Here is a 26,337-nt window from a genome sequence, read left to right on the forward strand (position 1 = left end):
TCTTCGGGATAAAGGCGTCCAGCGGTGCTTCAGCACCGTCGGGCGCTTTTTTTTGCCTTTTTTCAGGAGCAATTATGGCGGATTTGTCGAGACGGCGGTTATTGCAGGCCAGCATGCTGGCGAGTGGTGCGATGCTGTTGCCGGGTGTCATGCAGGCCGCATGGGCGGCGGGGTCAGATAAGCCGGAGCAGGATACCGTGCGTATCGGGTTTATCCCCCTGACCGATTGCGCGCCAGTGGTTATCGCGGCCCTGAAAGGGTTCGATAAAAAACACGGCATTACCATTGTACCTACTAAAGAGGCGAGCTGGGCGGCGGTGCGCGACAAGCTGGTGGCAGGGGAGCTGGACGCCGCACACATTCTTTACGGCCTGCTGTACGGACTGGAGCTGGGTATCGCGGGCAAGCCGCAGCAGATGGCGAACCTGATGACTCTCAACCAGAACGGTCAGGCCATTACGCTCTCCAGCGATCTGGCGGAGAAGGGCGTTCGTGATCTCGACGGGCTGAAAAAGCTGATTACACAGCAGGCACCGGGAACCTACACCTTCGCGCATACCTTCCCGACGGGGACACACGCTATGTGGCTCTACTACTGGCTGGCCAGTGCGGGCATTAACCCGTTTGACGACGTGCGCACTGTGGTGGTCCCGCCGCCACAGATGGTGATGAACATGCGCATCGGCAACATGGTCGGGTTCTGCGTCGGCGAGCCGTGGAACGCGCGGGCGATTAACGACCGCATCGGGTTTACCGCCGCCACGTCACAGTCCATCTGGGCCGATCACCCGGAAAAGATCCTCGGCACCCGACGCGACTGGGTGGTGAAAAATCCGCACACCGCACGGGCGCTGGTGAGCGCCGTGATGGAAGCCGCGCGCTGGATCGAGGCGTCAGCGGAAAACAAACGTGAAACCGCGCAGATCCTCTCGCGCCGCGCATGGCTCAACTGCAAGGAACAGTACCTCACCGGACGCATGCTCGGCGAATACGACAACGGGCTCGGTCAGCGCTGGCAGGATGCGCACCCGATCCGTTTCTTCAATGAGGGTGCCGTGAGCTACCCGTATCTCTCCGACGGCATGTGGTTCTTAACCCAGTTCCGACGCTGGGGTTTGCTCAACGCCGCGCCGGATTATGCGGGCATCGCACAGCGCATTAACCAGACCGCGGTCTGGCAGGATGCCGCGACCGCCGTGGGCGGCATGTCCACACCGTCATCACCGTATCGCAGCAGTACCCTGATGGACGGCACCGTCTGGAACGGCACCGATCCGGAAGGGTACGCCAACCGCTTCGCCATTCACCGTAAAGGGGCCTGAGTATGCAGCATCTGCAAAATACGCAACCACAAGAGAAGTCAGAGAGCGGGGAAGTGATTGTCCTGCCTCCGCTACAGGTTCGCCGTCGTGCGCCAGCGTTTACGCGTCGGATGAATGAGTTTTTACAGCGCGTCATCCCGGCGCTGCTCGGTCTCGGTCTGCTGGTGGTGCTCTGGCAGCTGGCGGCGATAAACAGTAAAGGTTTCCCGACGCCGCTCAGCACGCTCGATTCGGCCATGACCCTGTTTGCCGATCCGTTTTATCGCGACGGGCCAAATGATATGGGCATTGGCTGGAACGTGCTGGCGTCGTTGCAGCGCGTCGCCATCGGCTTCGGTCTGGCGGCGCTGGCGGGCATTCCGCTGGGCTTTTTGATTGGGCGCTTCACCTTTTTCTCCCGCATGTTCAACCCGCTGATCGCGCTCCTGCGTCCGGTCAGCCCGCTGGCCTGGCTGCCTATCGGCCTGCTGCTGTTCCAGAAAGCGGAGCCCGCGTCGAGCTGGACCATTTTTATCTGCTCCATCTGGCCGATGGTCATTAACACCGCCGAAGGGGTGCGCCGTATTCCGCAGGACTACCTCAACGTGGCCCGGGTGCTGCAACTCTCAGAGTGGACCATCATGCGCCGCATTCTTTTCCCCGCCGTGCTGCCTGCGGTGTTGACCGGGGTACGTCTCTCCATTGGCATTGCCTGGCTGGTGATTGTCGCCGCCGAGATGCTCACCGGAGGTTTAGGCATTGGCTTCTGGATCTGGAATGAATGGAACAACCTCAACGTTGAAAACATTCTCATCGCCATCGTCATCATTGGCGTGGTCGGGTTGCTGCTGGAGCAGGGGCTGATGCTGATCGCCCGTCGCTTTAGCTGGCAGGAAAAATAAGGAGTGAAGATGAAACCTTTAATTCAGGTCCAGGCCGTGAGCCAGCGTTTTTCCACCGCCAGCGGCGAGTTTCTGGCGCTGCAAAACGTCTCTTTTGATATCCACGAGGGCGAAACCGTCAGTCTGATTGGTCACTCCGGCTGCGGCAAGTCGACGCTGTTAAACCTGATCGCCGGGATCACGCTGCCGACGGAAGGCGGGCTGATTTGCGACAACCGCGAAATCGCCGGGCCGGGGCCTGAGCGTGCGGTAGTGTTCCAGAACCATTCGCTGCTGCCGTGGTTAACCTGCTTCGACAACGTGGCGCTGGCGGTGGATCAGGTCTTCCGTCGCACCATGAGTAAGGCCGAGCGAAAAGAGTGGATTGAGCACAATCTCGACCGGGTGCAGATGGGCCACGCGCTGAATAAGCGCCCCGGGGAGATCTCCGGCGGTATGAAGCAGCGCGTCGGTATTGCCCGGGCGCTGGCAATGAAGCCGAAAGTGCTGCTGATGGATGAGCCGTTTGGCGCGCTCGATGCGCTGACGCGTGCCCATCTTCAGGACTCGGTGATGCAGATCCAGCAGGCGCTGAACACCACCATCGTGCTCATCACTCACGACGTGGACGAGGCGGTACTGCTCTCTGACCGCGTAATGATGATGACCAACGGCCCGGCGGCCACCGTGGGTGAGATCCTGCGCGTCGATCTGCCGCGCCCGCGCAACCGGGTGCAGCTGGCGGACGATAGCCGCTATCACCATATGCGCCAGCAGATCCTCCATTTCCTCTACGAAAAACAGCCGAAAGCGGCGTAATGAGGGGGCACGATGCGACTGGTCATTATCGGTAATGGTATGGCGGCAACCCGGCTGATTGCATCGCTCACCGGGCGTGTGCCCGGTCGTTTCGCTATCACCGTCATCGGTGACGAGCCGGAGCAGGCGTACAACCGCATCCAGCTTTCGCCGGTGCTGAGTGGTGAAAAGCAGGCGGAGCACATCTGTCTGCACGATGAAGACTGGTACACGGCACGAGGCGTGACGGTGCTGCGAGGAGAAACGGTGCTCGCAGTAGACGTTAACGCGCGTAAAGTGCGTACCTCTGCTCGCACGCTGGGCTGGGATGCGCTGGTGTTTGCCACCGGGTCTACCCCTGTAGTGCCGCCGATCCCCGGCGGCGATGCGCCGCATGTGTTCACCTTTCGCACACTGGCAGAGACCCGCGCCATCCTGAACCTCTCCGGTCCGGCGGTAGTGCTGGGCGGTGGCGTACTTGGCGTGGAAGCAGCGGCAGCGCTGGCGCGCAACGGTGACAACGTCACGCTTATCCATCGTGGTCCTTGGCTGATGGAACAGCAGCTGGATCAGCAGGCGGGACTGCTGCTTGAAGAGGCGCTGGCGGCGCGGGGTGTTAGCTGTGAATTCGCCTCTGGCATCGCGGCGATTAACGGCAAGAGCGTGACGCTACTCAACGGGCACAGCGTCACCGCCGCGCGCGTGGTGCTGGCCACGGGTGTACAACCCAACGTTGCGCTGGCAAAAGCCAGCGGCATTCACTGCGCGCGCGGCATCGTGGTGGATCACCAGATGCAAACCTCCGTGCCGGATATCTACGCCATCGGCGAGTGCTGCGAAATTGACGGCCAGACATTTGGCCTGGTCGCCCCCTGTCTGGCGCAGGCGGATATTCTCGCCGCACGGCTGGCCGGGGAGGTCACCGCGCCGTTTACCCGGACCGACAACGGCGTGCGTCTTAAGGTGCCCGGCGTGGAGCTGTTCAGCCTCGGACGCGCGACGGCGCAGGCGGACGATGTGGTATGGAGTTCATGGGATCCGCTGACCCGTCACTATCGACGTTTACTGATCCATCAGGGGGCGCTGGCTGGCGTGCTGCTGCTGGGTGACTGCCGCAGTGCGGCAACCTTTACCGATTTACTGGCAACGGCTGCGCCCGCCCACGCGGACTGGCTGTTCGATCGTTTCACAACGCAACCGCAGGTTGCAGGACAGAACGCTATGACAAAACCTACTCTGGTGGTGGTTGGGCACGGTATGGTCGGCCATCATTTCCTCGAAGACTGCGTTAACCGCAATTTGCATCAGCAGTATCAGATTATTGTTTTTGGCGAAGAGCGCTATGCGGCCTATGACCGCGTGCATCTGTCGGAATATTTTGGCGGACGCAGCGCGGACTCGCTCTCGCTGGTGGCGGGGGAGTTCTTTGCCGATAACGGTATAGAGCTGCGCCTCTCGCAGCAGATTGTCGCTATCGATCGTGATGCACACGTTGTGCGTACCGCCAGCGGCCATGAAACCCACTGGGATAAGCTGGTGCTGGCGACCGGCTCGTACCCGTTCGTACCGCCCGTTCCGGGCAGCGATCTGCCGGGTTGTTTTGTCTACCGCACCCTCGACGATCTGGACAATATTGCGGCCCATGCGGCAGGCTCTCGCCGCGGTGTGGTAATTGGCGGCGGCCTGCTGGGGCTGGAGGCGGCGAATGCGCTTAAGCAGCTAGGGCTGGAAATCCACGTGGTGGAGTTTGCGCCGAATCTGATGGCGGTGCAGCTCGACAGCGACGGTGCGGCAATGCTGCGCAGGAAAATTGAGGCGCTGGGCGTAGGGGTACACACCAGTAAATCGACGACGGAGATTGCCACCGCAGACGACGGGCTGGTGCTGCGCTTTGCCGATGGTGAACAGCTGGAAACGGACATGGTCGTCTTCTCTGCCGGTATTCGACCGCAGGACGCGCTGGCGCGCAGCAGCGGGCTGGCTATTGGCGAGCGCGGCGGGATCTGTATTGACGACGGCTGCCGGACCTCCGACCCGGACGTGCTTGCCATCGGGGAATGCGCGCTGTGGGAGGGGAAAATCTTTGGCCTGGTGGCCCCGGGCTACCAGATGGCGCGCGTGGCCGCCGCTGTGCTGGCGGGTGAGGAGAAGCGCTTCACCGGCGCGGATATGAGTACCAAACTCAAGTTGCTGGGGGTGGATGTGGCGTCGTTTGGCGATGCCCACGGGCGCACGCCGGGGGCGCTGAGCTACCAGTGGACGCACGGGCCGCAGCAAATCTACAAAAAAATTGTGGTCAGTCACGACAGCAAAACCCTGCTGGGTGGCGTGCTGGTGGGCGATGCCAGCGAATACGCCACGCTGGTGCAGATGATGCTTAACGGCATCAGTCTGCCAAAAGAGCCGGAAACGCTGATCTTACCCGCGTCGTCAGGCTGCACGCCAAAAGCGCTGGGCGTGGCGGCGCTGCCGGAAAGCGCGCAGATCTGTTCGTGTCATAACGTCAGCAAAGGGGATATCTGCCTGGCGGTAAGCGCGGGCGCAACGGATATCGGCGCCATTAAGCAGTGCACCAAAGCGGCGACCGGCTGCGGAGGTTGTAGCGCGCTGGTGAAGCAGGTGATGGAGTTCCAGCTTGCGGAGCAGGGCGTGGAGGTGAAAAAAGATATCTGTGAGCACTTCCCGTACTCGCGTCAGGAGATATACCACCTGGTGCGCGTCAACCATATCCGGACTTTCGACCAGCTTATCAGCCGTTACGGACAAGGGCACGGCTGTGAGATCTGTAAACCGCTGGTGGGATCAGTGCTGGCCTCCTGCTGGAACGAATACCTGCTGAAACCGGCGCATCTGCCGCTGCAGGACACCAACGACCGCTACTTTGCCAATATTCAGAAGGACGGAACGTATTCCATCGTGCCGCGCATGCCTGCCGGGGAAGTGACGGCCGACGGGCTGATCGCCATAGGCCAGATTGCGAAACGCTATAGCCTTTACAGCAAAATCACCGGCGGACAGCGTATTGACCTGTTTGGCGCCACGCTCGAACAGTTGCCGGAAATCTGGCAGGCGCTGGTGGAGGCCGGATTTGAGACCGGTCATGCGTACGGGAAATCCCTGCGCACGGTGAAATCCTGCGTCGGGTCGACCTGGTGTCGCTATGGCGTGCAGGACTCCACCGGCCTTGCGGTCAAACTGGAGCATCGCTACAAGGGGTTACGTGCGCCGCACAAAATCAAAATGGCGGTCTCCGGCTGTACCCGTGAGTGCGCAGAGGCGCAGAGCAAAGACGTGGGGGTGATTGCCACGGACAAGGGCTGGAACCTTTATCTGTGCGGCAACGGCGGGATGAAGCCGCGCCACGCGGATCTCTTTGCCAGCGATCTGGACGACGAAACGCTGATCCGCACCGTTGACCGTTTCCTGATGTTCTACATTCGCACGGCAGATCGTCTGCAACGCACCAGTACCTGGATGGATAACCTGGAAGGCGGCCTCGACTATCTGCGCGAGGTGATCCTTAACGACAGCCTGGGGATCGCCCACGAGCTGGAGCAGGAGATGGCCCGGGTGGTGGAGACCTATCAGTGCGAATGGCAAACCACCCTCAACGATCCTGATCGCCTGGCGCTGTTCCGCACCGCGGTGAATGTCCCTGCCGCGGCGGAGAGCAAGCGCTGGCAGGAAATTTGCGGCATCAATGATATCCCCGAGCAGGCGGGCATCGGCGCGCGGCTTGGCCGAAAACCGATTGCGCTGTTCCGCTTTGGAACGTCCGTTTATGCCCTGGACGACCTGGAGCCGGGCAGCAGCGCGAACGTGCTTTCGCGCGGCATCCTTGGCGATGCAGCGGGCGAGCCGGTGGTGATTTCCCCGCTTTATAAGCAGCGCATACGTCTGCGCGATGGATGTCAGGTGGAGAACGGCGAACCCGTGGTGCGCGCCTGGCCGGTAAAAATTGAAAACGGCAAGGTTTGGGTTGGAAGCCAAGAGCTGGTGATGCGTGCGGAGGCCTCATGACGGAAACCCGTACAACGTGCCCTTACTGCGGGGTGGGCTGCGGCGTGGTCGCCAGTGTGGAAGATGGCGCGGTAAGCGTTCGTGGGGATGAAACTCATCCGGCGAACTTTGGTCGCCTGTGCGTAAAAGGATCTGCCCTCGGGGAAACGACGGGGTTGCAGGGACGTCTGCTGCGCCCGGTTGTTGACGGCATGGAGGTGGCATGGCCGCAGGCGCTGGGTGAAGCGGGCGAGCGGCTACGGAAGATCATCAACGAATGGGGGCCGCAGGCGGTGGCGTTTTATGCCTCCGGCCAGCTGTTGACCGAGGATTACTATGCGGCCAACAAGCTGATGAAAGGCTTTATCGGGGCGGCGAACATTGATACCAACTCGCGGCTGTGCATGTCGTCAGCGGTGGTGGGCTACAAACGCGCCTTCGGTGAAGACATTGTGCCGTGCAGCTACGAGGACGTGGAAAACAGCGATCTGGTGGTACTCGTTGGCTCAAACGCGGCCTGGACGCATCCGGTGCTGTATCAGCGGCTGGTGCAGGCAAAACGCAGCAACCCGCAGATGAAAGTGGTCGTGATAGATCCGCGCAAAACCGCCACCTGCGATGTCGCTGACCTGCATCTGGCGCTTAAGCCCGGCAGCGATGCCGGGCTGTTTGTGGGATTGCTCAATCTGATTCAGGGGAGCGGCGAGTGGCCGATTCCTCACGTGGCCGCGTTTTGCGATCTGCCTTCAGACGAGATTGGCACCTTCTACGACTGGTTTGTCACTGCGCCACGCGCGATCACGCTCTACACCATGGGGATCAACCAGTCCTCCAGCGGCAGCGACAAGTGTAACGCCATCATTAACGTGCATCTTGCCAGCGGGAAGTTCAACCGTTCGGGCTGCGGCCCGTTTTCGCTGACCGGACAGCCAAACGCCATGGGCGGGCGGGAAGTGGGTGGGCTGGCGAACCAGCTGGCGGCGCACATGAACTTCGAGCCGGACGATCTTTCGCGTGTGGCGCGTTTCTGGGGAACCGAGCGGCTGGCACAAACGCCGGGGCTGATGGCGGTAGAGCTGTTTGACGCGATTGCCCGCGGCGAGGTGAAGGCGGTGTGGATCATGGGCACCAATCCTGCCGTGTCACTTCCCGACAGCCACGCGGTGTGCCAGGCCCTGGCAGCCTGCCCGCTGGTCATAGTATCTGAGGTGATGCAGGAGACGGACACCAGCCGGTTTGCTCATATCCGTTTTCCCGCCCTGGGCTGGGGCGAAAAAGACGGAACGGTGACCAATTCCGAGCGGCGTATTTCGCGCCAGCGCGCGTTTCTGCCTGCGCCGGGCGAGGCCAGACCGGACTGGTGGATCATCGCCCGGATCGCAGAGCAGCTCGGTTATGGCGATGCCTTCGCCTGGGAACACCCTCATGAGATATTTTGTGAACATGCGGCGCTGACGGCGTTTGAAAATAACGGCGAACGGGCGCTAAACCTGCGCGAACTGGCGTCGCTGTCGCGAGAGGCGTGGGACGAGCTGGCGCCTTATCAGTGGCATGCCGGTGATTTCCCGCAAAGAAATCTTGTACCGGTTGATCCTTCCTCACATGGGGCAGGCGTCGACGAATTGTACCCCTTGATACTGAATACCGGGCGGATCCGCGATCAGTGGCACACCATGACGCGCACGGGGTATGTTTCGCGCCTGATGCAGCATATCGATGAGCCTTTTATTGAGATGAACGCAACCGATGCGGCGCGCGCGGGGCTGACTGACGGCCAGCTGGCGCGGATAAGTTCCCCGCGCGGGGTCATGGTTGCCAGAGTACGTATCTCTACCGCACAGCGTGCGGGCGAGCTGTTTGCGCCGATGCACTGGAACGCGCAGTTTGCCCGGCAGGGGAAGGTCAACGCGCTGGTGGAAGGGCGGGTTGATGCCTGGTCCGGCCAGCCGGAGAGTAAACAAACCGCGGTGAGGATCCTGCCCTGGCTACCCGCCTGGCAGGGGGAGCTGTATGCCCGCGAGTTGCCAGCGCTGCCGCTGTCGGTCTGCTGGTGGCGTAAAGCCTCACGTCTGACGGTGGCGGGGGAGCAGCCGTTGCTGTCGTGGGTCATGGCGTACGCCAGCGGTCGGGGCTGGCAGTTACAGGTGGCACAGACGGGAGAACGCAGCAGCGTGCTCGCCTGGCATCACGGCGAGCTGATGCTGGGCTACTGGGAGGGCCAGACGCTGCCGGCGCTGGCGCATGCGTTTATTGAAGAAGCCTTTGCTGCTGCGCCCGTACAACTCGCTGAACGCCACGCGCTGCTGCAGGGACAACGGCCGGGCGAAGATGCCGATCCCGGGCGAATTATCTGTAGCTGCTTTAGCGTGGGTGAAAATACGATACGTAAGGCGATAGCCGGAGGCTGTAATTCTGCCGCAGCGCTGGGCGTGAAGCTGCGTTGCGGTACGAACTGCGGCTCCTGCCTGCCGGAGCTGAAAGGGTTGTTGGGATAATAGTGTAAAGGCGTCAGGTGGCGGCTTCGCACCGGCACGAATTTGTAGGTCGGGTAAGGCGAAGCCGCCACCCGACAATTCTGTTCAGGATATTCCTGAAATTTCTGTTAAGACTGGTTTTCAGGGCTTATGGCGTTAACATAATAAGTGTTTGTTCATAAACACAGGTTCTGATTGACGACGTTGAAGGCTGTATCGTCCCGCATCCGTTTTTTGCTGTTACTCCCCCTTTTTACGGCTGGAGCCGTTCACGGTGCGCCGAAATCCTTCGTGCAGCAGGCGCAAAATCCGTTTGATAACAACGGCGATAGTCTGCCGGATCTCGGTATGGCGCAACCGACTACCGAAGGCGAAAAGCACCTGGCTGAAATGGCAAAGGCCTTCGGTGAAGCCAGTATGATCGATAACGGCCTGACGGCCGGGCAGCAGGCGCGACAGTTCGCGTTTGGCAAGGTGCGGGATGCCGTCAGCGGGGAAGTCAACGAGCAGATCGAATCCTGGCTTTCCCCCTGGGGTAACGCCAATGTCAATGTACTGGTGGATGACGACGGTAACTTTAACGGCAGCAGCGGAAGCTGGTTTATCCCCTGGAGCGACAACACCCGCTATCTGAGCTGGAGCCAGCTTGGCCTGACGCAGCAGACAGACGGGCTGGTGAGCAACGTCGGGATCGGGCAGCGCTGGGTTGCCGGAAACTGGCTGCTGGGCTACAACACCTTTTACGACAACCTGCTGGAAGACAACCTGCAACGTGCCGGACTGGGCGCAGAGGCGTGGGGCGAAAACCTTCGCCTGTCGGCCAATTACTACCAGCCGTTCGCTGGCTGGCAGCCGCGTTCCGACATCCGGGAGCAGCGCATGGCGCGCGGGTACGACGTAACGGCCAAAGCCTGGCTTCCCTGGTTTCATCACCTGAACACCAGCGTCAGCTTTGAACAGTATTTTGGCGATAACGTCGATCTGTTTAACAGCGGTACGGGGTATCACAACCCGGTTGCGGTCAACCTGGGGCTGAACTATACCCCCGTTCCGCTGGTCACCCTGACGGCTGTCCATAAGCAGGGGGAGAGCGGCGTTAGCCAGAATAACCTCGGGCTGAAGCTCAACTATCGCTTTGGCGTGCCACTGGCGAAACAGCTTTCCGCCGGGGAAGTGGCGGCGACGCGCTCGCTGCGGGGCAGCCGCTATGATTCACCTGAGCGTGATAATCTGCCCGTGATGGAATTCCGTCAGCGTAAAACCCTCTCGGTCTATCTGGCCACGCCGCCGTGGGATCTTAAGCCAGGCGAAACTGTGATGCTGAAGCTGCAAATTCGCAGCACGCACGGTATCCGTCAGATCCACTGGCTGGGTGATACCCAGGCGCTCAGCCTGACCTCACCGGCAAACAGCAACAGCAGCGATGGCTGGAGCATAATCATGCCCGCCTGGAACGACGCGGAAGGGACGAAAAACGAATGGCGGCTTACGGCCGTGGTGGAAGATAAGGATGGGCAGCGTGTCTCCTCCAATGAGATCACGCTTTCCGTGGTGCAACCGCTCGTCGCAATGCCTGCCGACGATCCACGGTGGAAGTTGCTGCCGGATGAGTAAGTTAAAAAATGCGCTCCTGATGCACCCAGACGGCGGCTTCGACGCGGGATTTTAACTTCATTTTCTTCAGCATGTGTTTGACATGCACTTTGACCGTGCTCTCGGTGATGTCCAGACGGCGGGCGATCATTTTGTTCGGCAGACCCTGAGCAATCAGCTTCAGAATGTCGCGCTCGCGCGGGGTCAACTGGCTGACGTCACGGTCAGACGTGGCGCGGTTCGCACGCAGGCTGGCGGCCAGTACCGGCGTTAACGCTTCACTCAGCACCATCTCGCCTGCGGCAGCCTGTTGCAGCGCCTTGAGCAGATCTTCCGGCTCCATATCTTTCAGCAGATAGCCGTCTGCCCCCCGCTTGAGGGCGGTGACCACGTCTTCTTCATGGTTTGAGACGCTGAAGACCACCACCCGGCCAGAGAGGGATTTCTCCCGCAGCTTGTCGAGGGTTTCCAGGCCATTCATGCCCGGCATGTTGAGATCGAGCAAGATCAAATCAGGATCGAGCGATTCGGCAAGTTCAATACCCTGTTCGCCGTTGCTGGCTTCCCCGACGACGGTGATATCGGGCGCCATGCTGACAAGCTGTTTAACGCCAGTGCGCAGCATCGGATGATCGTCAATCAACAGGATAGATGCCGGTTCCTGATTAGTCATGGTTTTCTCCTTGAGCAGTTATGAGGGGCTTTTCGGGTATAAAGGTGACCACGACTTCGGTGCCACCTGACTCTCCCCGGCGAACCTGGCAATCACCGCGCAGGCTTTGCGCGCGGTCTCGCATGATGATTAAACCATAATGGTTCGTTCGTTCGGCATTTTCCGGCACGCCGCGGCCGTTATCCTGAACCCTGAGCTTCACCTGATTATCCTGGCAGCTGACGGTGACCGTGACGGCCGTCGCCTCGGCATGCTTGAGCACGTTGCTCAGGGCTTCACGGGCAATTTGCAGCAAATGGATCGCCTGGTGAGAGGGGACAAAACGCGGTGGCAACTGGTAATCCAGCTTCACCGGGAAGCCCAGCCTGGCACTAAATTCCTGACAGCTGGACTCCAGCGCAGGGCGTAGCCCCGGCTCGGTGAGCTGTAAACGGAAGGTGGTCAGCAGCTCGCGAAGCTGAATCCACGAGGTGTTAAGCTCGTTGCGGATCTGGCTGAGCAGCTGTTTGCTGCTCTTGGGCATGCCTTCGTCCTGCATTTGCAGGCAACTCACCTGCATCTTCATGCAGGAGAGGGACTGGGCGATGGAGTCGTGCAGCTCGCGGGCGATGGTGGCGCGCTCCTCCATCACGATCAGCTGCTGTTGTTTTTCCTGGTGACGGTCAAGCGCCAGCGTGGCCGTGAGCTGCTCTACAAGAGTATCGACCAGCTGCTGCTGATCGTGGCTCAGATGACGTCCGGCGGGCAAGGTGGCCAGCAAAATACCGTACTGGGTATGGCTGTCCATCAGCCGCCACTTGAGGGTCGTGCCGCTGGTGGTAAGCGGCGGCAAGCCGCGCGGGCAAAGATGACACCCTTTATCGTCGCAGGAGATGTCCGACTGACAGGTAAATTCCTGATGGTTTTCCTCATCTTCAACGTCGTAAACCCGTAGCTCAAGATCGTGGAGCAGAGTCAGGTTTTGCAGGCCGTTCAGTACCGGCGAGAGACGCTCGCAAAGCGGTACCTGCATATGCAGGCGACGGTTCGCCTGCCAGAGGAAAGAGAGGATCTCGTTTTTCTGCTCAAGCCCGGCGGTTTTCTCCTGAACGCGTTTTTCCAGTACCGCGTAGCTTTCAGATAGCTCCGCCGACATGGTGTTGAGCGCCTCGCCGAGCATCGCCATTTCGTTGCGCCCGCTGATGTGCGTGCGTTGGGTAAAATCGCGCTGTGTGACGGCGCGGGCCATTGCCAGGAGTTGCTTCCAGGGGTTAAGCAACCGCGCGCGCAGCCAGATAACCGTGAAAATCAGCAGCAAACCCATAAACAGCGCCATTGCGCGGTGAACCATCACTACGCGGTCAATGCGTAACTCTGTGGTGCGATCGAACGAGGAGACGAGATGATCGATGCGTGACACAAACCCGGCGACATCCTGGGCGACCGTTTCCCGGTCTTCCGCCCGCTTTAACCCGGGCTCCAGCTGGGTATGCCAGTAGCCCTGAAGCGCCTTAAGCTGAGATTGCTGGCCGTCACGGATGGCGGCTCTTTCCAGTTCAGGGCTGAATGCGGTACGCTCCATTTCGTCGATAAGCGGTTGGTCAGCCTGCGTCAGCGGCACCGACGCCAGCAGCCGGTAACTCTGCATACGTAGCGAGCCTGCCTCGTTGATGGCATGCGCATTACCCTGCACACCCTGTACCAGCCAGCCAGAAATAGCCATGCCGGTCACACCGATAGCGGTGGACAGCAGAACAATAAGCGCCAGCTGGTTAACCAGCGTCAGCGGAGATAAACATCTTTTTAACATAGAGTTGCCGGGCTCCTGACGTGACCTGATTGCAGGAATGGCGCTATTCTGGTGCATACCCTGGAGTATACCCATACCAATAAAGGATTACCTCTAAATTGCCAGGGAGGTAACGGTTAGTGGGTGGACGAAGCAGGGATGCGTCAGCACCGTGAAAAACCACACCTTTTTTACGTTTTTCATCTACTCATTAAGAGTGATGGCTTTTTTTTCGCCGCAAAACCTCCCACTTTTCCTTTGATTTATATCAACTTACCGCCGCCCTAAAGCCCTAATGTTTGCAGCATCATTCGAGAATCAGAGGTGTCTATGAGTCACTCTTCCGCTCCCGAAAGGGAAACTGGTGCCGTTATTACAGACTGGCGTCCAGAGGATCCGGCGTTCTGGCAACAGCGCGGCCACCGTATAGCAAGTCGTAATCTGTGGATTTCCGTGCCATGTCTGTTACTGGCGTTTTGCGTCTGGATGTTGTTCAGTGCGGTTGCGGTTAACCTGCCAAAAGTGGGCTTTACCTTTACCACCGATCAGCTGTTTATGTTGACTGCGTTGCCGTCGCTTTCAGGCGCACTGCTGCGCGTTCCTTACGCGTTTATGGTGCCGGTCTTTGGTGGTCGTCGCTGGACGGCTTTCAGTACCGGGATCATGATCGTGCCGTGCGTGTGGCTCGGTTTTGCGGTGCAGGATACCTCTACACCGTTTAGCGTGTTCGTGATTATCTCTCTGCTGTGCGGTTTTGCGGGGGCGAACTTTGCGTCCAGTATGGCAAACATCAGCTTCTTCTTCCCGAAAGCGAAGCAGGGTGGTGCGCTGGGCATTAACGGCGGTCTGGGTAACATGGGCGTGAGCGTGATGCAGCTGATTGCTCCGCTGGCGATCTCGGTCTCCATCTTTGCGGCGTTTGGCGGCGGCGGTGTGACGCAGCCCGACGGTTCAGTGCTGTTCCTGCAAAATGCCTCCTGGATTTGGGTACCGTTCCTGGTGGTCTTTACCCTGGCGGCATGGTTCTTCATGAACGACCTGTCCGCGTCCAAAGCGTCCCTGAGCGAGCAGCTGCCGGTTCTGAAACGTGGCCACCTGTGGGTAATGGCACTGCTGTATCTGGCGACCTTCGGCTCGTTCATCGGTTTCTCCGCAGGCTTTGCCATGCTGTCGAAAACCCAGTTCCCGGACGTACAGATCCTTCAGTTTGCCTTCTTCGGTCCGTTTATTGGCGCGCTGGCACGTTCGCTGGGCGGGATGATCTCCGACCGTCTGGGCGGAACGCGCGTTACGCTGGTGAACTTTGTATTGATGGCCATCTTCTGTGCGCTGCTGTTCCTGACGCTGCCTGCGGGTGGTGAGGGAGGTAACTTCTTTGCCTTCTTCGGCGTCTTCATGGTGCTGTTCCTGACCGCCGGGCTGGGCAGTGCGTCTACTTTCCAGATGATCTCTGTCATCTTCCGCAAGCTGACCATGGACCGCGTGAAAGCGCAGGGCGGGAGCGACGAGCAGGCGATGCGTGAAGCCGCCACCGATACAGCTGCGGCGCTTGGGTTTATCTCTGCGATTGGCGCGATTGGCGGCTTCTTTATTCCAAAAGCGTTCGGTATCTCACTGGATCTGACCGGCTCTCCGGCGGGTGCGATGAAGGTATTCCTCGTCTTCTATATCGCCTGTGTGGTCATCACCTGGCTGGTATATGGCCGTAATACCAAGAAAAACAAGTAAGCTTGATTATCCGTTTGCGCGGCCTGAGTGCCGCGCTTTTTTTAATCGCTTAATAGTTACAACATACTAATAGCGTTTCCCGTAATCGCACACAGGTAACGCTGTGATCGCCATCGCTTTACAGGTGTCTCTACCCCTTAATACCTAAGATGTTAAATTTTGCTCCGCTTATTGTACGATAAATAAAATATATCCATATAAATCATTAAGTTAAAAAATATTAACAGCTACCGCTTTGGTGGTATTTGATCTAATACCCCCCCTCAGAGACCCCCTCCGTCTTGATCGTTATCAATTCTCACCATCTTTCATAGCGTTACCTTCGCTGCAAATCAGCAATGTCGATTTAGAGAGCCACAGGCTCCACACAGGAGATACCCGATGAGCAAATTTTTGGACCGGTTTCGCTACTTCAAACAGAAGGGTGAAACTTTTGCCGATGGGCACGGCCAGGTTCTGGATACCAACCGGGACTGGGAAGACGGTTACCGTCAACGCTGGCAGCATGACAAAGTTGTCCGTTCTACCCACGGTGTAAACTGCACTGGCTCATGTAGCTGGAAGATTTTCGTTAAAAACGGTCTGGTGACCTGGGAAATGCAGCAGACCGACTATCCGCGTACCCGTCCGGATATGCCGAACCATGAACCGCGCGGCTGCCCGCGTGGGGCCAGCTACTCCTGGTATCTCTACAGTGCCAACCGTCTGAAATACCCGCTGATGCGTAAACGCCTGATGAAAATGTGGCGTGAAGCGAAAGTGCAGCACAGCGATCCGGTTGATGCCTGGGCATCCATCATCGAGGACGCCGACAAAGCGAAAAGCTTCAAACAGGCGCGTGGTCGCGGTGGTTTCGTTCGTTCTTCCTGGAAAGAGGTGAACGAGCTGATTGCGGCCTCCAACGTCTATACCGTGAAAACTTACGGTCCTGACCGCGTGGCAGGCTTCTCGCCAATCCCGGCAATGTCGATGGTCTCTTACGCCTCCGGCGCGCGCTACCTTTCACTTATCGGCGGTACCTGTCTGAGCTTCTACGACTGGTACTGCGACCTGCCGCCAGCGTCGCCGCAGACCTGGGGCGAACAGACCGACGTGCCGGAGTCCGCTGACTGGTACAACTCCAGCTACATCATCGCCTGGGGCTCTAACGTTCCGCAGACCCGTACCCCTGATGCGCACTTCTTTACCGAAGTACGTTACAAAGGGACCAAAACCGTCGCGGTGACCCCGGACTACGCCGAAATCGCCAAACTGTGCGACCTGTGGCTGGCACCGAAACAGGGTACTGATGCCGCCATGGCGCTGGCGATGGGCCACGTCATGTTGCGTGAATTCCACCTCGACAAGCCAAGCCAGTATTTCACCGATTACGTGCGTCGCTACACCGACATGCCAATGCTGGTGATGCTTGAAGAGCGTGACGGCTATTACGCCGCTGGCCGTATGCTGCGTGCTGCGGATCTTGTGGACGCGCTGGGTCAGGAAAACAACCCGGAGTGGAAAACGGTCGCCTGCAACAGCAACGGCGAGCTGGTGGCACCAAACGGTTCTATCGGCTTCCGCTGGGGCGAAAAAGGCAAATGGAACCTGGAACAGCGTAACGGCAACACGGGTGAAGAGACAGAACTTCGCCTCAGCATGCTGGGCAGCCAGGACGAAATCGCCGATGTCGGCTTCCCGTACTTTGGTGGTGAAGGTTCCGAGCACTTCAACAAGGTTGAGCTGCAAAACGTTCTGATGCACAAACTGCCGGTTAAGCGCCTGCAACTGGCGGACGGTTCTACCGCTCTGGTCACTACGGTCTACGATCTGACCATGGCGAACTATGGCCTGGAGCGCGGTCTGAACGACGAAAACTGCGCGACCAGCTATGACGACGTGATGGCTTATACACCAGCCTGGGCGGAGCAGATCACCGGTGTGCCACGCGCCCAAATCACCCGTATCGCCCGCGAATTTGCGGAAAACGCAGACAAAACTCACGGTCGCTCCATGATCATCGTCGGTGCCGGTCTGAACCACTGGTATCACCTCGATATGAACTATCGCGGCCTGATCAACATGCTGATCTTCTGCGGCTGCGTCGGTCAGAGCGGCGGCGGCTGGGCGCACTACGTGGGCCAGGAAAAACTGCGTCCGCAGACCGGCTGGCAGCCGCTGGCGTTTGCCCTTGACTGGCAGCGTCCGGCTCGTCACATGAACAGCACCTCCTACTTCTATAACCACTCCAGCCAGTGGCGCTACGAGACGGTGACCGCGCAGGAGTTGCTGTCGCCGATGGCGGATAAATCCCGCTACAGCGGCCACCTGATTGACTTCAACGTGCGCGCTGAACGCATGGGCTGGCTGCCGTCTGCACCGCAGTTGGGCACTAACCCGCTGCGCATTGCGGAAGCGGCGAAGAAAGCGGGCATGTCACCGGTGGACTACACCGTGAAATCGCTGAAGGATGGCTCAATCCGTTTTGCGGCAGAACAGCCTGAGAACGGCAAAAACCATCCGCGTAACCTGTTCATCTGGCGCTCCAACCTGCTGGGTTCGTCCGGTAAAGGCCATGAGTACATGCTGAAATACCTGCTCGGTACCGAAAACGGTATTCAGGGTAAGGATCTCGGCAAGCAGGGCGGCGTGAAGCCAGAAGAAGTTGAATGGAAAGACAACGGTCTGGACGGCAAGCTGGATCTGGTGGTAACGCTGGACTTCCGTCTGTCCAGTACCTGCCTGTACTCCGATATCGTGCTGCCTACCGCCACCTGGTACGAAAAAGACGACATGAATACGTCGGATATGCATCCGTTTATTCATCCGCTGTCTGCGGCCGTTGACCCGGCGTGGGAATCAAAAAGCGACTGGGAAATCTATAAAGACATCGCGAAGAAATTCTCCGAAGTCTGTGTAGGGCACCTGGGCAAAGAGACCGACGTGGTGACGCTGCCAATCCAGCACGACTCCGCTGCCGAACTGGCGCAGCCGCTTGACGTGAAGGACTGGAAAAAAGGCGAATGCGACCTGATCCCGGGCGTGACCGCGCCGCACATTATTCCGGTTGAACGTGATTACCCGGCTACGTACGAGCGCTTTACCTCTATCGGTCCGCTGATGGAGAAGGTCGGTAACGGCGGTAAAGGCATCGCCTGGAACACCCAGAGCGAAATGGACCTGCTGCGCAAGCTCAATTACACCAAAGCAGACGGCCCGGCCAAAGGCCAGCCAATGCTGAACACGGCAATTGATGCAGCGGAAATGATCCTGACCCTGGCACCGGAAACCAATGGCCACGTGGCGGTGAAAGCGTGGGCGGCTCTGAGTGAATTTACCGGCCGTGACCATACGCATCTGGCGAAGAATAAAGAAGAAGAGAAAATCCGCTTCCGCGATATTCAGGCTCAGCCGCGCAAGATTATCTCCAGCCCGACCTGGTCTGGCCTCGAAGATGAACATGTGTCCTATAACGCCGGATACACCAACGTTCACGAACTGATCCCATGGCGCACGCTCTCTGGCCGTCAGTCTCTGTATCAGGATCACCAGTGGATGCGTGACTTCGGTGAAAGCCTGCTGGTTTACCGTCCGCCAATCGATACCCGCTCCGTGAAAGCGGTGATGGGGGCGAAATCAAACGGTAACCCTGAGAAGGCGCTGAACTTCCTGACGCCCCACCAGAAGTGGGGTATCCACTCCACCTACAGCGACAACCTGCTGATGCTGACGCTGTCACGCGGGGGGCCGATCGTCTGGATGAGCGAAGCGGACGCCAAAGATCTGGGTATCGAAGATAACGACTGGATCGAAGTGTTCAACAGCAACGGTGCCCTGACGGCACGTGCGGTGGTGAGCCAGCGTGTACCAGCCGGGATGACCATGATGTACCACGCGCAGGAACGTATCGTTAACCTGCCGGGTTCAGAGATCACCGAGCAGCGCGGCGGTATTCACAACTCTGTGACCCGTATTACGCCGAAACCGACGCATATGATCGGCGGCTATGCCCAGCTGGCCTACGGCTTTAACTACTACGGCACTGTAGGATCAAACCGCGATGAGTTCGTGGTGGTACGTAAGATGAAGAATATTAACTGGTTAGATGGCGAAGGTAATGACCAGGTACAGGAGAGCGTAAAATGAAAATTCGTTCACAAGTCGGCATGGTGCTGAATCTGGATAAATGCATCGGCTGTCATACCTGCTCAGTCACCTGTAAAAACGTCTGGACCAGCCGTGAAGGTATGGAGTACGCCTGGTTCAACAACGTGGAAAGTAAGCCGGGCACCGGCTTCCCGACCGACTGGGAAAACCAGGAGAAGTGGAAGGGTGGCTGGATCCGTAAAATCAACGGCAAACTGCAACCGCGCATGGGTAACCGTGCGATGCTGCTCGGTAAAATCTTTGCTAACCCGCATCTGCCGGGCATCGACGATTACTACGAGCCGTTTGATTACGACTATCAGAACCTGCACAACGCGCCGGAAAGCAAACACCAGCCGATCGCCCGTCCTCGCTCGCTGATCACCGGTAAGCGCATGGACAAAATTACCAGCGGTCCAAACTGGGAGGAAATTCTGGGCGGCGAGTTCGAAAAACGCGCCAAAGACCAGAACTTCGAGAACATGCAGAAGGCGATGTACGGCCAGTTCGAAAACACTTTCATGATGTATCTGCCGCGCCTGTGCGAACACTGCCTTAACCCGGCGTGCGTGGCGACCTGCCCAAGCGGCGCCATCTACAAGCGTGAAGAAGATGGCATTGTGCTGATCGACCAGGACAAGTGCCGCGGCTGGCGTATGTGCATCACAGGCTGCCCGTACAAAAAAATCTACTTCAACTGGAAGAGCGGTAAGTCAGAGAAGTGCATCTTCTGCTATCCGCGCATCGAAGCCGGTATGCCGACCGTCTGCTCTGAGAGCTGCGTAGGGCGTATCCGCTACCTCGGCGTGCTGCTGTACGACGCGGATGCGATTGAAAATGCCGCAAGCACCGAGAACGAGAAAGATCTGTATCAGCGTCAGCTGGACGTCTTCCTCGATCCGAACGATCCGAAGGTGATCGAGCAGGCGCTGAAAGACGGTATTCCGCAGAGCGTGATTGACGCCGCACAGCAGTCCCCGGTGTACAAAATGGCGATGGACTGGAAGCTGGCGCTGCCGCTGCACCCGGAATACCGCACGTTGCCGATGGTCTGGTACGTGCCGCCGCTGTCTCCGATTCAGTCTGCGGCTGACGCAGGTGAACTGGGCAGCAACGGCATTCTGCCGGACGTGGAAAGCCTGCGTATTCCGGTTCAGTATCTGGCCAACCTGCTGACGGCCGGGGATACCCAGCCGGTGCTGCTGGCGCTGAAACGTATGCTGGCGATGCGTCACTTCAAACGTGCGGAAACCGTTGACGGCGTTAACGATACCCGCGCGCTGGAAGAGGTCGGCCTGACCGAAGCGCAGGCGCAGGAGATGTACCGCTATCTGGCAATCGCTAACTACGAAGATCGTTTCGTGGTGCCGAGCAGTCACCGCGAGCTGGCTCGCGAGGCCTTCCCGGAGAAAAGTGGGTGTGGCTTTACCTTTGGCGACGGTTGCCACGGGTCAGACAGCAAATTCAACCTGTTCAACAGCCGTCGCATCGACGCGATGGATGTGACCAGCAAAACGGAGCCGCACCAATGATTGAACTCGTCATTGTTTCGCGTCTGCTCGAGTACCCTGATGCTGCGCTTGTGCAGCATCAGCAGGAACTCTTTGATGCACTCGCGTCATCTGAAAACCTGGATAAAGAGGATGCCCAGACGCTGGGCATTTTCCTCCGCGACCTGCTGGCGCGCGATCTTCTTGATGCGCAGGCGGACTACAGCCAGCTGTTTGACCGTGGTCGTGCCACGTCTCTATTGCTGTTCGAACACGTTCACGGTGAATCCCGCGACCGTGGTCAGGCGATGGTGGATCTGATGGCCCAGTACGAGCAGCACGGTTTGCAACTCGACAGCCGCGAGCTGCCGGATCACCTGCCTCTGTACCTGGAATATCTGGCGCAGCTGCCGAAAGAGGAAGCGCTGGGCGGGTTGCAGGACATCGCTCCCATTCTGGCGTTGCTCGGCGCACGTCTCCAGCAACGTGAGAGCAATTATGCAGTCCTGTTCGATCTGCTGGTGAAACTGGCTAACGCCTCGGTTGACAGTCAAAAAGTGGCGGAAAAAATTGCGGATGAAGCCCGTGACGACACCCCACAAGCACTGGATGCCGTCTGGGAAGAAGAACAGGTGAAATTCTTTGCTGACCAGAGCTGTGGCGAATCTGAAATCTCCGCGCATCAGCGTCGTTTTGCCGGAGCGGTGGCTCCGCAATATTTGAATATCTCTAACGGAGGACAGCACTAATGCACTTCCTGAATATGTTCTTCTTTGACATTTACCCGTATATCGCGGGCACCGTGTTCCTGGTGGGAAGCTGGCTGCGTTATGACTATGGCCAGTACACCTGGCGTGCTGCCTCCAGCCAGATGCTGGATCGTAAAGGGATGAACCTGGCGTCAAACCTGTTCCACATCGGGATTTTGGGTATTTTCGCCGGTCATTTCCTGGGGATGCTGACGCCGCACTGGATGTACGAAGCGTGGCTGCCGATTGAAGTGAAGCAGAAGATGGCGATGCTCGCCGGTGGCGCCTGCGGCGTGATGACCCTGGTGGGTGGGCTGCTGCTGCTGAAACGTCGTCTGTTCAGCCCACGCGTGCGGGCTACCACGACCGGAGCGGACATCCTGATCCTCTCCCTGCTGATGGTGCAGTGTGCGCTGGGTCTGCTGACCATTCCATTCTCTGCGCAGCATATGGACGGCAGCGAGATGATGAAGCTGGTGGGATGGGCGCAGTCTGTCGTGACCTTCCGCGGTGGTGCCTCTGAGCATCTGGACGGCGTGGCGTTCATCTTCCGCGTTCACCTGGTGCTGGGTATGACCCTATTTGTGCTGTTCCCGTTCTCTCGCCTGGTGCACATCTGGAGTGCGCCGGTGGAGTACCTGACGCGCAAATATCAGATCGTGCGTGCTCGTCGCTGATTCGCTGTATTGATACAACCCCGCATTTGCGGGGTTTTTTTTGTCCTGGAACCAGGGTTTCGTGCGGATGCCGGGTGGCGGCTGCGCCTTACCCGGCCTACGGAATTCACTATTCTCGGATCGAACCCTGGTCGAAGCTTCTCATCTTTCCCCGCATGGTAGAACCATGGGGCATTGTGCTTTTGGAGAGTGCTAAAGAATCTGGAAGTGATGGTGGTGGGGGAAGGATTCGAACCTTCGAAGTCGATGACGGCAGATTTACAGTCTGCTCCCTTTGGCCGCTCGGGAACCCCACCAGGGGTAATTCATATTTTGAGGTAAAGCTGGAGATGGTGGTGGGGGAAGGATTCGAACCTTCGAAGTCGATGACGGCAGATTTACAGTCTGCTCCCTTTGGCCGCTCGGGAACCCCACCACGGGGTAATGCTATTAACTGGCCTGCTTCCTGTTGGAAGCGGGGCGCATCATATCAAATGAGACGCCCCTGTAAAGCATTCCTTTAGGAAAATGAAGCTGTTTGCCTGCTTTTTATCCGTAAAGGCGTAAAGCTAATCAATTCATTTTCCGAAGGATTAAAGAATAATCGTTCTGTTGCCGTACACAAAGACGCGCTGAGCAAGTACCTGATAAAGCGCACGGCTCAGTACGTTCTTCTCAACGTCACGGCCAGCTCGCATCATATCTTCTGCCGTGTAGGTGTGATCCACGTGGATCACGTCCTGCATGATGATTGGGCCTTCGTCCAGATTATCATTCACGTAGTGCGCGGTTGCGCCAATGATCTTCACCCCACGCTCGTATGCCTGGTGGTACGGACGCGCGCCAATAAAGGCTGGCAGGAAGGAGTGGTGGATGTTGATAATTTTGTTCGGGAAGCGCGCCACGAAGGATGGCGTCAGCACGCGCATGTATTTTGCCAGCACCACGTAGTCCGGGTTATGCGCTTCAATCGCAGCAGCCATCAGGTTGTCGTGCTCTTCGCGGGTATGACCTTCATGGCTGACCAGTTCAAACGGAATGTCGAAACGTTCAACCAGCGTACGCAGCGTCTCGTGGTTGCCAATGACGGCGGCAATTTCGACGTCCAGGCCACCGTAGTTGGCTTTCATCAGCAGATCGCCCAGGCAGTGCGCCTCTTTGGTGACCAGAATGACAATGCGGCGACGACCCGCCGGGTTTAGCTCGCGCACCGAGCCTTCCGGCAGGGCGCTGTCCAGATCGGCAAGCAGGGTTGTGTCGTTGAAAATACCTTCCAGCTCGGTACGCATAAAGAAGCGACCGGTACGGTGGTCAACGAACTCGTTGTTCTGCACGATATTCAGTTCATGCTTGTAGCAAATGTTGGTAATTCGTGCGATCAGTCCTTTTTGATCGGGACAGATAGTGCGCAGAACTTTACGTTGTAATGATTGCATCGCCGGGAAATCCTGTTTATGTATTTGCGAAGTCTGAGTTGTCAGGCATTACTGCCGCAACACTTTTTAAATTTTTTTCCTGAACCACAGGGGCAGGGATCGTTACGACCGAATTGCGGACGTGTGCCGTCAATATAATACCATTGCCCTCAGTCCTTTAAGAACCGTGAGCGTTCAATGATGGCGCCGGGTTTGTTTTGTTCGCTAAAGCGGGCGACAAAACTGACATAGCCCTCGTTGGCATCGCGGCCGGGAGCGGCATCAAAGATGGTAAGGCCCAGCCAGACGGTGTTGGCAAATCCGGCTTCAATCTCTTGCCGAAAATCGGCAGCATCACAGGACGGATGCCAGGTTTTAATCAGGTAGTCTGCGTTTTTGATCACAAAAGCAGTATACCGCGAGCGCATAAGGTGTGACGGGTCTGGTGCAACCTGCTCGCCAGAAAGATATCGCTGGCAACATAGGCTATACTCCAGAGCGCTACCACAGGGGCAGAGTTGAGACACGATTCTCTTCCTGGAACAAAAAATAAGGCGTTAAACGCTTAAGGTAGCAATATGTTAACTGAGCAGGTGCGTTGACGCTATGTCGGGAATCCAGGGGAAGTAAAACAGGGCTAATGAGAAAGGTAAAAATTGGACTGGCGTTGGGCTCAGGTGCAGCCCGGGGTTGGTCACATATTGGCGTTATCAATACCTTAAACCAGATGGGGATTGACGTTGATATTGTCGCAGGATGTTCTATCGGGTCGCTGGTCGGATCCGCGTACGCCTGCGGTAAGCTCCCGCAGCTTGAAAGCTGGGTGCGCTCCTTTAGTTACTGGGATGTACTGCGCCTGATGGATCTCTCCTGGCAGCGTGGCGGCCTGCTGCGCGGCGAACGCGTATTCAATCAGTTTCGTAAGATAATGCCCCTCGCTGACTTCAGCCACTGCCAAGTGCCTTTCGGCGCCGTTGCAACCAACCTCAGTACGGGCAGGGAGTTATGGCTCACCGAAGGGGATATTCATCTCGCCGTTCGCGCATCCTGTAGCATGCCTGGGTTAATGGCGCCTGTGCCTCATAATGGCTACTGGCTCGTTGATGGTGGCGTGGTGAATCCTGTCCCCATCTCTCTGACGCGCGCCATGGGGGCAGATATCGTCATTGCAGTGGATTTGCAACACGACGCTCATCTTATGCAGCAGGATTTGATGCCGGTTAATCTTCAGAGCGATGATGCGGAAGAAGAGAAACTTGCCTGGCATGCGCGTTTACGCGGCAGAATAGGGCGCCTGACTGCCCGTCGCACGGTGACCGCGCCGAACGCCATTGAAATCATGACGACCTCCATTCAAATTCTTGAGAATCGCCTGAAACGAAACCGTATGGCTGGCGATCCTCCGGATATTCTTATTCAGCCCTATTGTCCACAAATCTCTACCCTTGATTTCCACCGGGCTGAGGCCGCCATAGCAGCGGGCTCGTTAGCCGTCGAAAAGAAAATAGATGAACTGTTGCCTTTTGTGCGTAAAGCACGTTAAGCACTTTTTTGATTACTTCAGCAAAATCTGACAGGCGATAGTACCAATAGCATGCCACTATTGAGTAACTGTCAGCCAGGGGAGGAACCATGACACAGCCATTGGCCGGAAAACATATTTTGATAGTAGAAGACGAGCCCGTTCTCCGATCGCTACTGGATTCGTGGTTATCCTCACTGGGTGCAACCACGTCCCTTGCCGAAGATGGCGTCGAGGCACTGGAAAAAATGGCCAGCATGGCGCCTGATCTGATGATCTGCGATCTCGAGATGCCGCGTATGGACGGATTAATGCTGGTGGAAAACCTGCGTAATGAAGGTTATCAGACACCGATACTGGTGATCTCGGCGACCGAAAATATGGCGGATATTGCTAAGGCGTTGCGTTTGGGTGTGCAGGATATCCTGCTCAAACCGGTTAAAGATTTAAACCGACTGCGTGAAACGGTGTTGGCCTGCCTGTATCCCAATATGTTTAATTCCCGGGTGGAAGAAGAAGAACGTCTTTTCCAGGACTGGGATGCTTTAGTCAGTAATCCGCTCGCGGCCGCGAAGCTGCTTCAGGAACTTCAGCCGCCGGTGCAGCAAAATATCTCTCATTGCAGAGTAAATTATCGCCAGCTGGTAGCGGCTGACCAGCCTGGACTGGTGCTGGATATTGCGCCGCTATCAGATTCCGACCTCGCTTTTTATTGCCTGGATGTTACCCGAGCGGGAGATAACGGCGTTCTGGCGGCCTTATTACTCCGTGCGCTGTTTAATGGATTGCTACAGGAACAATTATCCCATCAGGGGCAACGACTTCCTGAGTTAGGCAGTTTACTAAAACAGGTCAACCAACTTTTTCGCCAGGCCAATTTGCCGGGGCAGTTCCCGCTTCTGGTTGGCTATTATCACAGCGGGTTGAATAACCTTATTCTGGTCTCTGCTGGATTAAATGCCACGCTGAATACCGGCGAACACCATATACAGGTGAGTAACGGTGTGCCGTTGGGAACGTTGGGTAATACTTACCTTAATCAAATTAGCCATCGCTGCACCTCCTGGCAGTGCCAAATTTGGGGTGCCGGTGGGCGGTTACGCTTAATGTTGTCCACGGAGTAAGCAGTCAGGTTTTATTTTTCAGATTGCTTTACCTGTGTTTT

Annotated in this window: 16 protein-coding genes, 2 tRNA genes and 1 pseudogene; 13 read left to right on the plus strand and 6 right to left on the minus strand. The window is 57.6% G+C overall.

The features are described from left to right. Nucleotides 1-74 precede the first annotated feature (74 nt). The 6 genes from L350_RS18485 (at nucleotide 75) to L350_RS18465 (ending at nucleotide 11,067) form a co-directional block, all read left to right on the plus strand. Nucleotides 75-1,322 (plus strand): CmpA/NrtA family ABC transporter substrate-binding protein, encoded by a 1,248-nt coding sequence (locus tag L350_RS18485; protein ID WP_022648370.1) that lies wholly within the window; start codon nucleotides 75-77, stop codon nucleotides 1,320-1,322. Between the two features lie 2 nt (nucleotides 1,323-1,324). Beyond that, the gene (ntrB, locus tag L350_RS18480) at nucleotides 1,325-2,203 is read left to right on the plus strand and encodes a nitrate ABC transporter permease (RefSeq protein ID WP_022648369.1); all 879 of its coding nucleotides are present in this window, start codon (nucleotides 1,325-1,327) and stop codon (nucleotides 2,201-2,203) included. Between the two features lie 9 nt (nucleotides 2,204-2,212). Next, nucleotides 2,213-3,001 carry an ABC transporter ATP-binding protein gene (locus L350_RS18475; RefSeq protein WP_023300285.1) on the plus strand — a complete coding sequence of 263 codons (789 nt, stop codon included), beginning with the start codon at nucleotides 2,213-2,215 and terminating at the stop codon, nucleotides 2,999-3,001. A 12-nt stretch (nucleotides 3,002-3,013) separates the two neighbouring features. Continuing rightward, the gene (gene nirB, locus L350_RS0122150) at nucleotides 3,014-7,000 is read left to right on the plus strand and encodes a nitrite reductase large subunit NirB (RefSeq protein ID WP_080686347.1); all 3,987 of its coding nucleotides are present in this window, start codon (nucleotides 3,014-3,016) and stop codon (nucleotides 6,998-7,000) included. Then, entirely contained in the window at nucleotides 6,997-9,474 is a 2,478-nt protein-coding gene (locus L350_RS18470) for a nitrate reductase (protein WP_032624098.1), read from the plus strand. The genes nirB and L350_RS18470 overlap by 4 nt, the downstream gene beginning before the upstream one ends. 174 nt (nucleotides 9,475-9,648) lie before the next feature. After that, nucleotides 9,649-11,067 carry a YchO/YchP family invasin gene (locus L350_RS18465; RefSeq protein ID WP_032624100.1) on the plus strand — a complete coding sequence of 473 codons (1,419 nt, stop codon included), beginning with the start codon at nucleotides 9,649-9,651 and terminating at the stop codon, nucleotides 11,065-11,067. Between the two features lies 1 nt (nucleotide 11,068). Here L350_RS18465 and narL read toward each other — a convergent pair whose 3' ends face one another. Both narL and narX read right to left on the minus strand, forming a co-directional pair. Beyond that, a complete protein-coding gene (narL, locus tag L350_RS18460) occupies nucleotides 11,069-11,719 on the minus strand; it encodes a two-component system response regulator NarL (protein WP_003856701.1) in 651 nt (216 codons plus the stop codon). Then, nucleotides 11,712-13,508, minus strand: coding sequence for a nitrate/nitrite two-component system sensor histidine kinase NarX (gene narX / locus L350_RS18455; protein ID WP_032624101.1), 1,797 nt, complete (start codon nucleotides 13,506-13,508; stop codon nucleotides 11,712-11,714). The genes narL and narX overlap by 8 nt, the downstream gene beginning before the upstream one ends. 309 nt (nucleotides 13,509-13,817) lie before the next feature. Here narX and L350_RS18450 point away from each other — a divergent pair, with 309 nt between their 5' ends. The 5 genes from L350_RS18450 (at nucleotide 13,818) to narI (ending at nucleotide 22,256) form a co-directional block, all read left to right on the plus strand. Next, a complete protein-coding gene (locus L350_RS18450; protein ID WP_022648363.1) occupies nucleotides 13,818-15,215 on the plus strand; it encodes a NarK family nitrate/nitrite MFS transporter in 1,398 nt (465 codons plus the stop codon). Between the two features lie 381 nt (nucleotides 15,216-15,596). After that, complete coding sequence (locus tag L350_RS18445; protein ID WP_032624102.1) at nucleotides 15,597-19,340, plus strand: nitrate reductase subunit alpha; 3,744 nt, start codon at nucleotides 15,597-15,599, stop codon at nucleotides 19,338-19,340. Next, on the plus strand, nucleotides 19,337-20,872 hold the full coding sequence (gene narH / locus L350_RS18440) for a nitrate reductase subunit beta (RefSeq protein WP_032624103.1): 1,536 nt from the start codon (nucleotides 19,337-19,339) through the stop codon (nucleotides 20,870-20,872). The genes L350_RS18445 and narH overlap by 4 nt, the downstream gene beginning before the upstream one ends. Next, on the plus strand, nucleotides 20,869-21,579 hold the full coding sequence (narJ, locus tag L350_RS18435) for a nitrate reductase molybdenum cofactor assembly chaperone (RefSeq protein ID WP_022648360.1): 711 nt from the start codon (nucleotides 20,869-20,871) through the stop codon (nucleotides 21,577-21,579). The genes narH and narJ overlap by 4 nt, the downstream gene beginning before the upstream one ends. Then, complete coding sequence (gene narI, locus L350_RS18430) at nucleotides 21,579-22,256, plus strand: respiratory nitrate reductase subunit gamma (protein WP_022648359.1); 678 nt, start codon at nucleotides 21,579-21,581, stop codon at nucleotides 22,254-22,256. Before narJ ends, narI begins: the two co-directional genes overlap by 1 nt. 211 nt (nucleotides 22,257-22,467) lie before the next feature. Here the strand turns inward: narI and L350_RS18425 are convergent. The 4 genes and pseudogenes from L350_RS18425 to L350_RS0122155 form a co-directional block, all read right to left on the minus strand. Further along, nucleotides 22,468-22,552 (minus strand) — tRNA-Tyr (locus L350_RS18425). A 34-nt stretch (nucleotides 22,553-22,586) separates the two neighbouring features. Beyond that, a tRNA-Tyr gene (locus L350_RS18420) sits at nucleotides 22,587-22,671 on the minus strand. 157 nt (nucleotides 22,672-22,828) lie between these two features. Further along, entirely contained in the window at nucleotides 22,829-23,671 is an 843-nt protein-coding gene (gene purU, locus L350_RS18415; RefSeq protein ID WP_003856715.1) for a formyltetrahydrofolate deformylase, read from the minus strand. Between the two features lie 41 nt (nucleotides 23,672-23,712). After that, nucleotides 23,713-24,177, minus strand: a pseudogene (locus tag L350_RS0122155) (YchJ family protein). 113 nt (nucleotides 24,178-24,290) lie between these two features. On the opposite strand from L350_RS0122155, the gene rssA reads away from it, so the two are divergent. Then, nucleotides 24,291-25,193 (plus strand): patatin-like phospholipase RssA, encoded by a 903-nt coding sequence (gene rssA / locus L350_RS18410; protein ID WP_032624104.1) that lies wholly within the window; start codon nucleotides 24,291-24,293, stop codon nucleotides 25,191-25,193. An 89-nt stretch (nucleotides 25,194-25,282) separates the two neighbouring features. Further along, a complete protein-coding gene (gene rssB, locus L350_RS18405; RefSeq protein WP_032624105.1) occupies nucleotides 25,283-26,296 on the plus strand; it encodes a two-component system response regulator RssB in 1,014 nt (337 codons plus the stop codon). Nucleotides 26,297-26,337: the final 41 nt, after the last annotated feature.

The organism is Enterobacter sp. MGH 4, from assembly GCF_000534735.1.
In the GTDB taxonomy this organism is placed as follows: Bacteria; Pseudomonadota; Gammaproteobacteria; order Enterobacterales; family Enterobacteriaceae; genus Enterobacter; species Enterobacter intestinihominis.

Bases quoted from the DNA above. Each gene is read 5' to 3' on its own strand.
- nirB (WP_080686347.1), top strand. From the start codon at position 3,014: ATGCGACTGGTCATTATCGGTAATGGTATGGCGGCAACCCGGCTGATT.
- narH (WP_032624103.1), top strand. From the start codon at position 19,337: ATGAAAATTCGTTCACAAGTCGGCATGGTGCTGAATCTGGATAAATGC.
- L350_RS18470 (WP_032624098.1), top strand. From the start codon at position 6,997: ATGACGGAAACCCGTACAACGTGCCCTTACTGCGGGGTGGGCTGCGGC.
- L350_RS18445 (WP_032624102.1), top strand. From the start codon at position 15,597: ATGAGCAAATTTTTGGACCGGTTTCGCTACTTCAAACAGAAGGGTGAA.
- ntrB (WP_022648369.1), top strand. From the start codon at position 1,325: ATGCAGCATCTGCAAAATACGCAACCACAAGAGAAGTCAGAGAGCGGG.
- narX (WP_032624101.1), bottom strand. From the start codon at position 13,508: ATGTTAAAAAGATGTTTATCTCCGCTGACGCTGGTTAACCAGCTGGCG.
- narI (WP_022648359.1), top strand. From the start codon at position 21,579: ATGCACTTCCTGAATATGTTCTTCTTTGACATTTACCCGTATATCGCG.
- rssB (WP_032624105.1), top strand. From the start codon at position 25,283: ATGACACAGCCATTGGCCGGAAAACATATTTTGATAGTAGAAGACGAG.
- narL (WP_003856701.1), bottom strand. From the start codon at position 11,719: ATGACTAATCAGGAACCGGCATCTATCCTGTTGATTGACGATCATCCG.
- narJ (WP_022648360.1), top strand. From the start codon at position 20,869: ATGATTGAACTCGTCATTGTTTCGCGTCTGCTCGAGTACCCTGATGCT.
- L350_RS18475 (WP_023300285.1), top strand. From the start codon at position 2,213: ATGAAACCTTTAATTCAGGTCCAGGCCGTGAGCCAGCGTTTTTCCACC.
- purU (WP_003856715.1), bottom strand. From the start codon at position 23,671: ATGCAATCATTACAACGTAAAGTTCTGCGCACTATCTGTCCCGATCAA.
- L350_RS18485 (WP_022648370.1), top strand. From the start codon at position 75: ATGGCGGATTTGTCGAGACGGCGGTTATTGCAGGCCAGCATGCTGGCG.
- rssA (WP_032624104.1), top strand. From the start codon at position 24,291: ATGAGAAAGGTAAAAATTGGACTGGCGTTGGGCTCAGGTGCAGCCCGG.
- L350_RS18450 (WP_022648363.1), top strand. From the start codon at position 13,818: ATGAGTCACTCTTCCGCTCCCGAAAGGGAAACTGGTGCCGTTATTACA.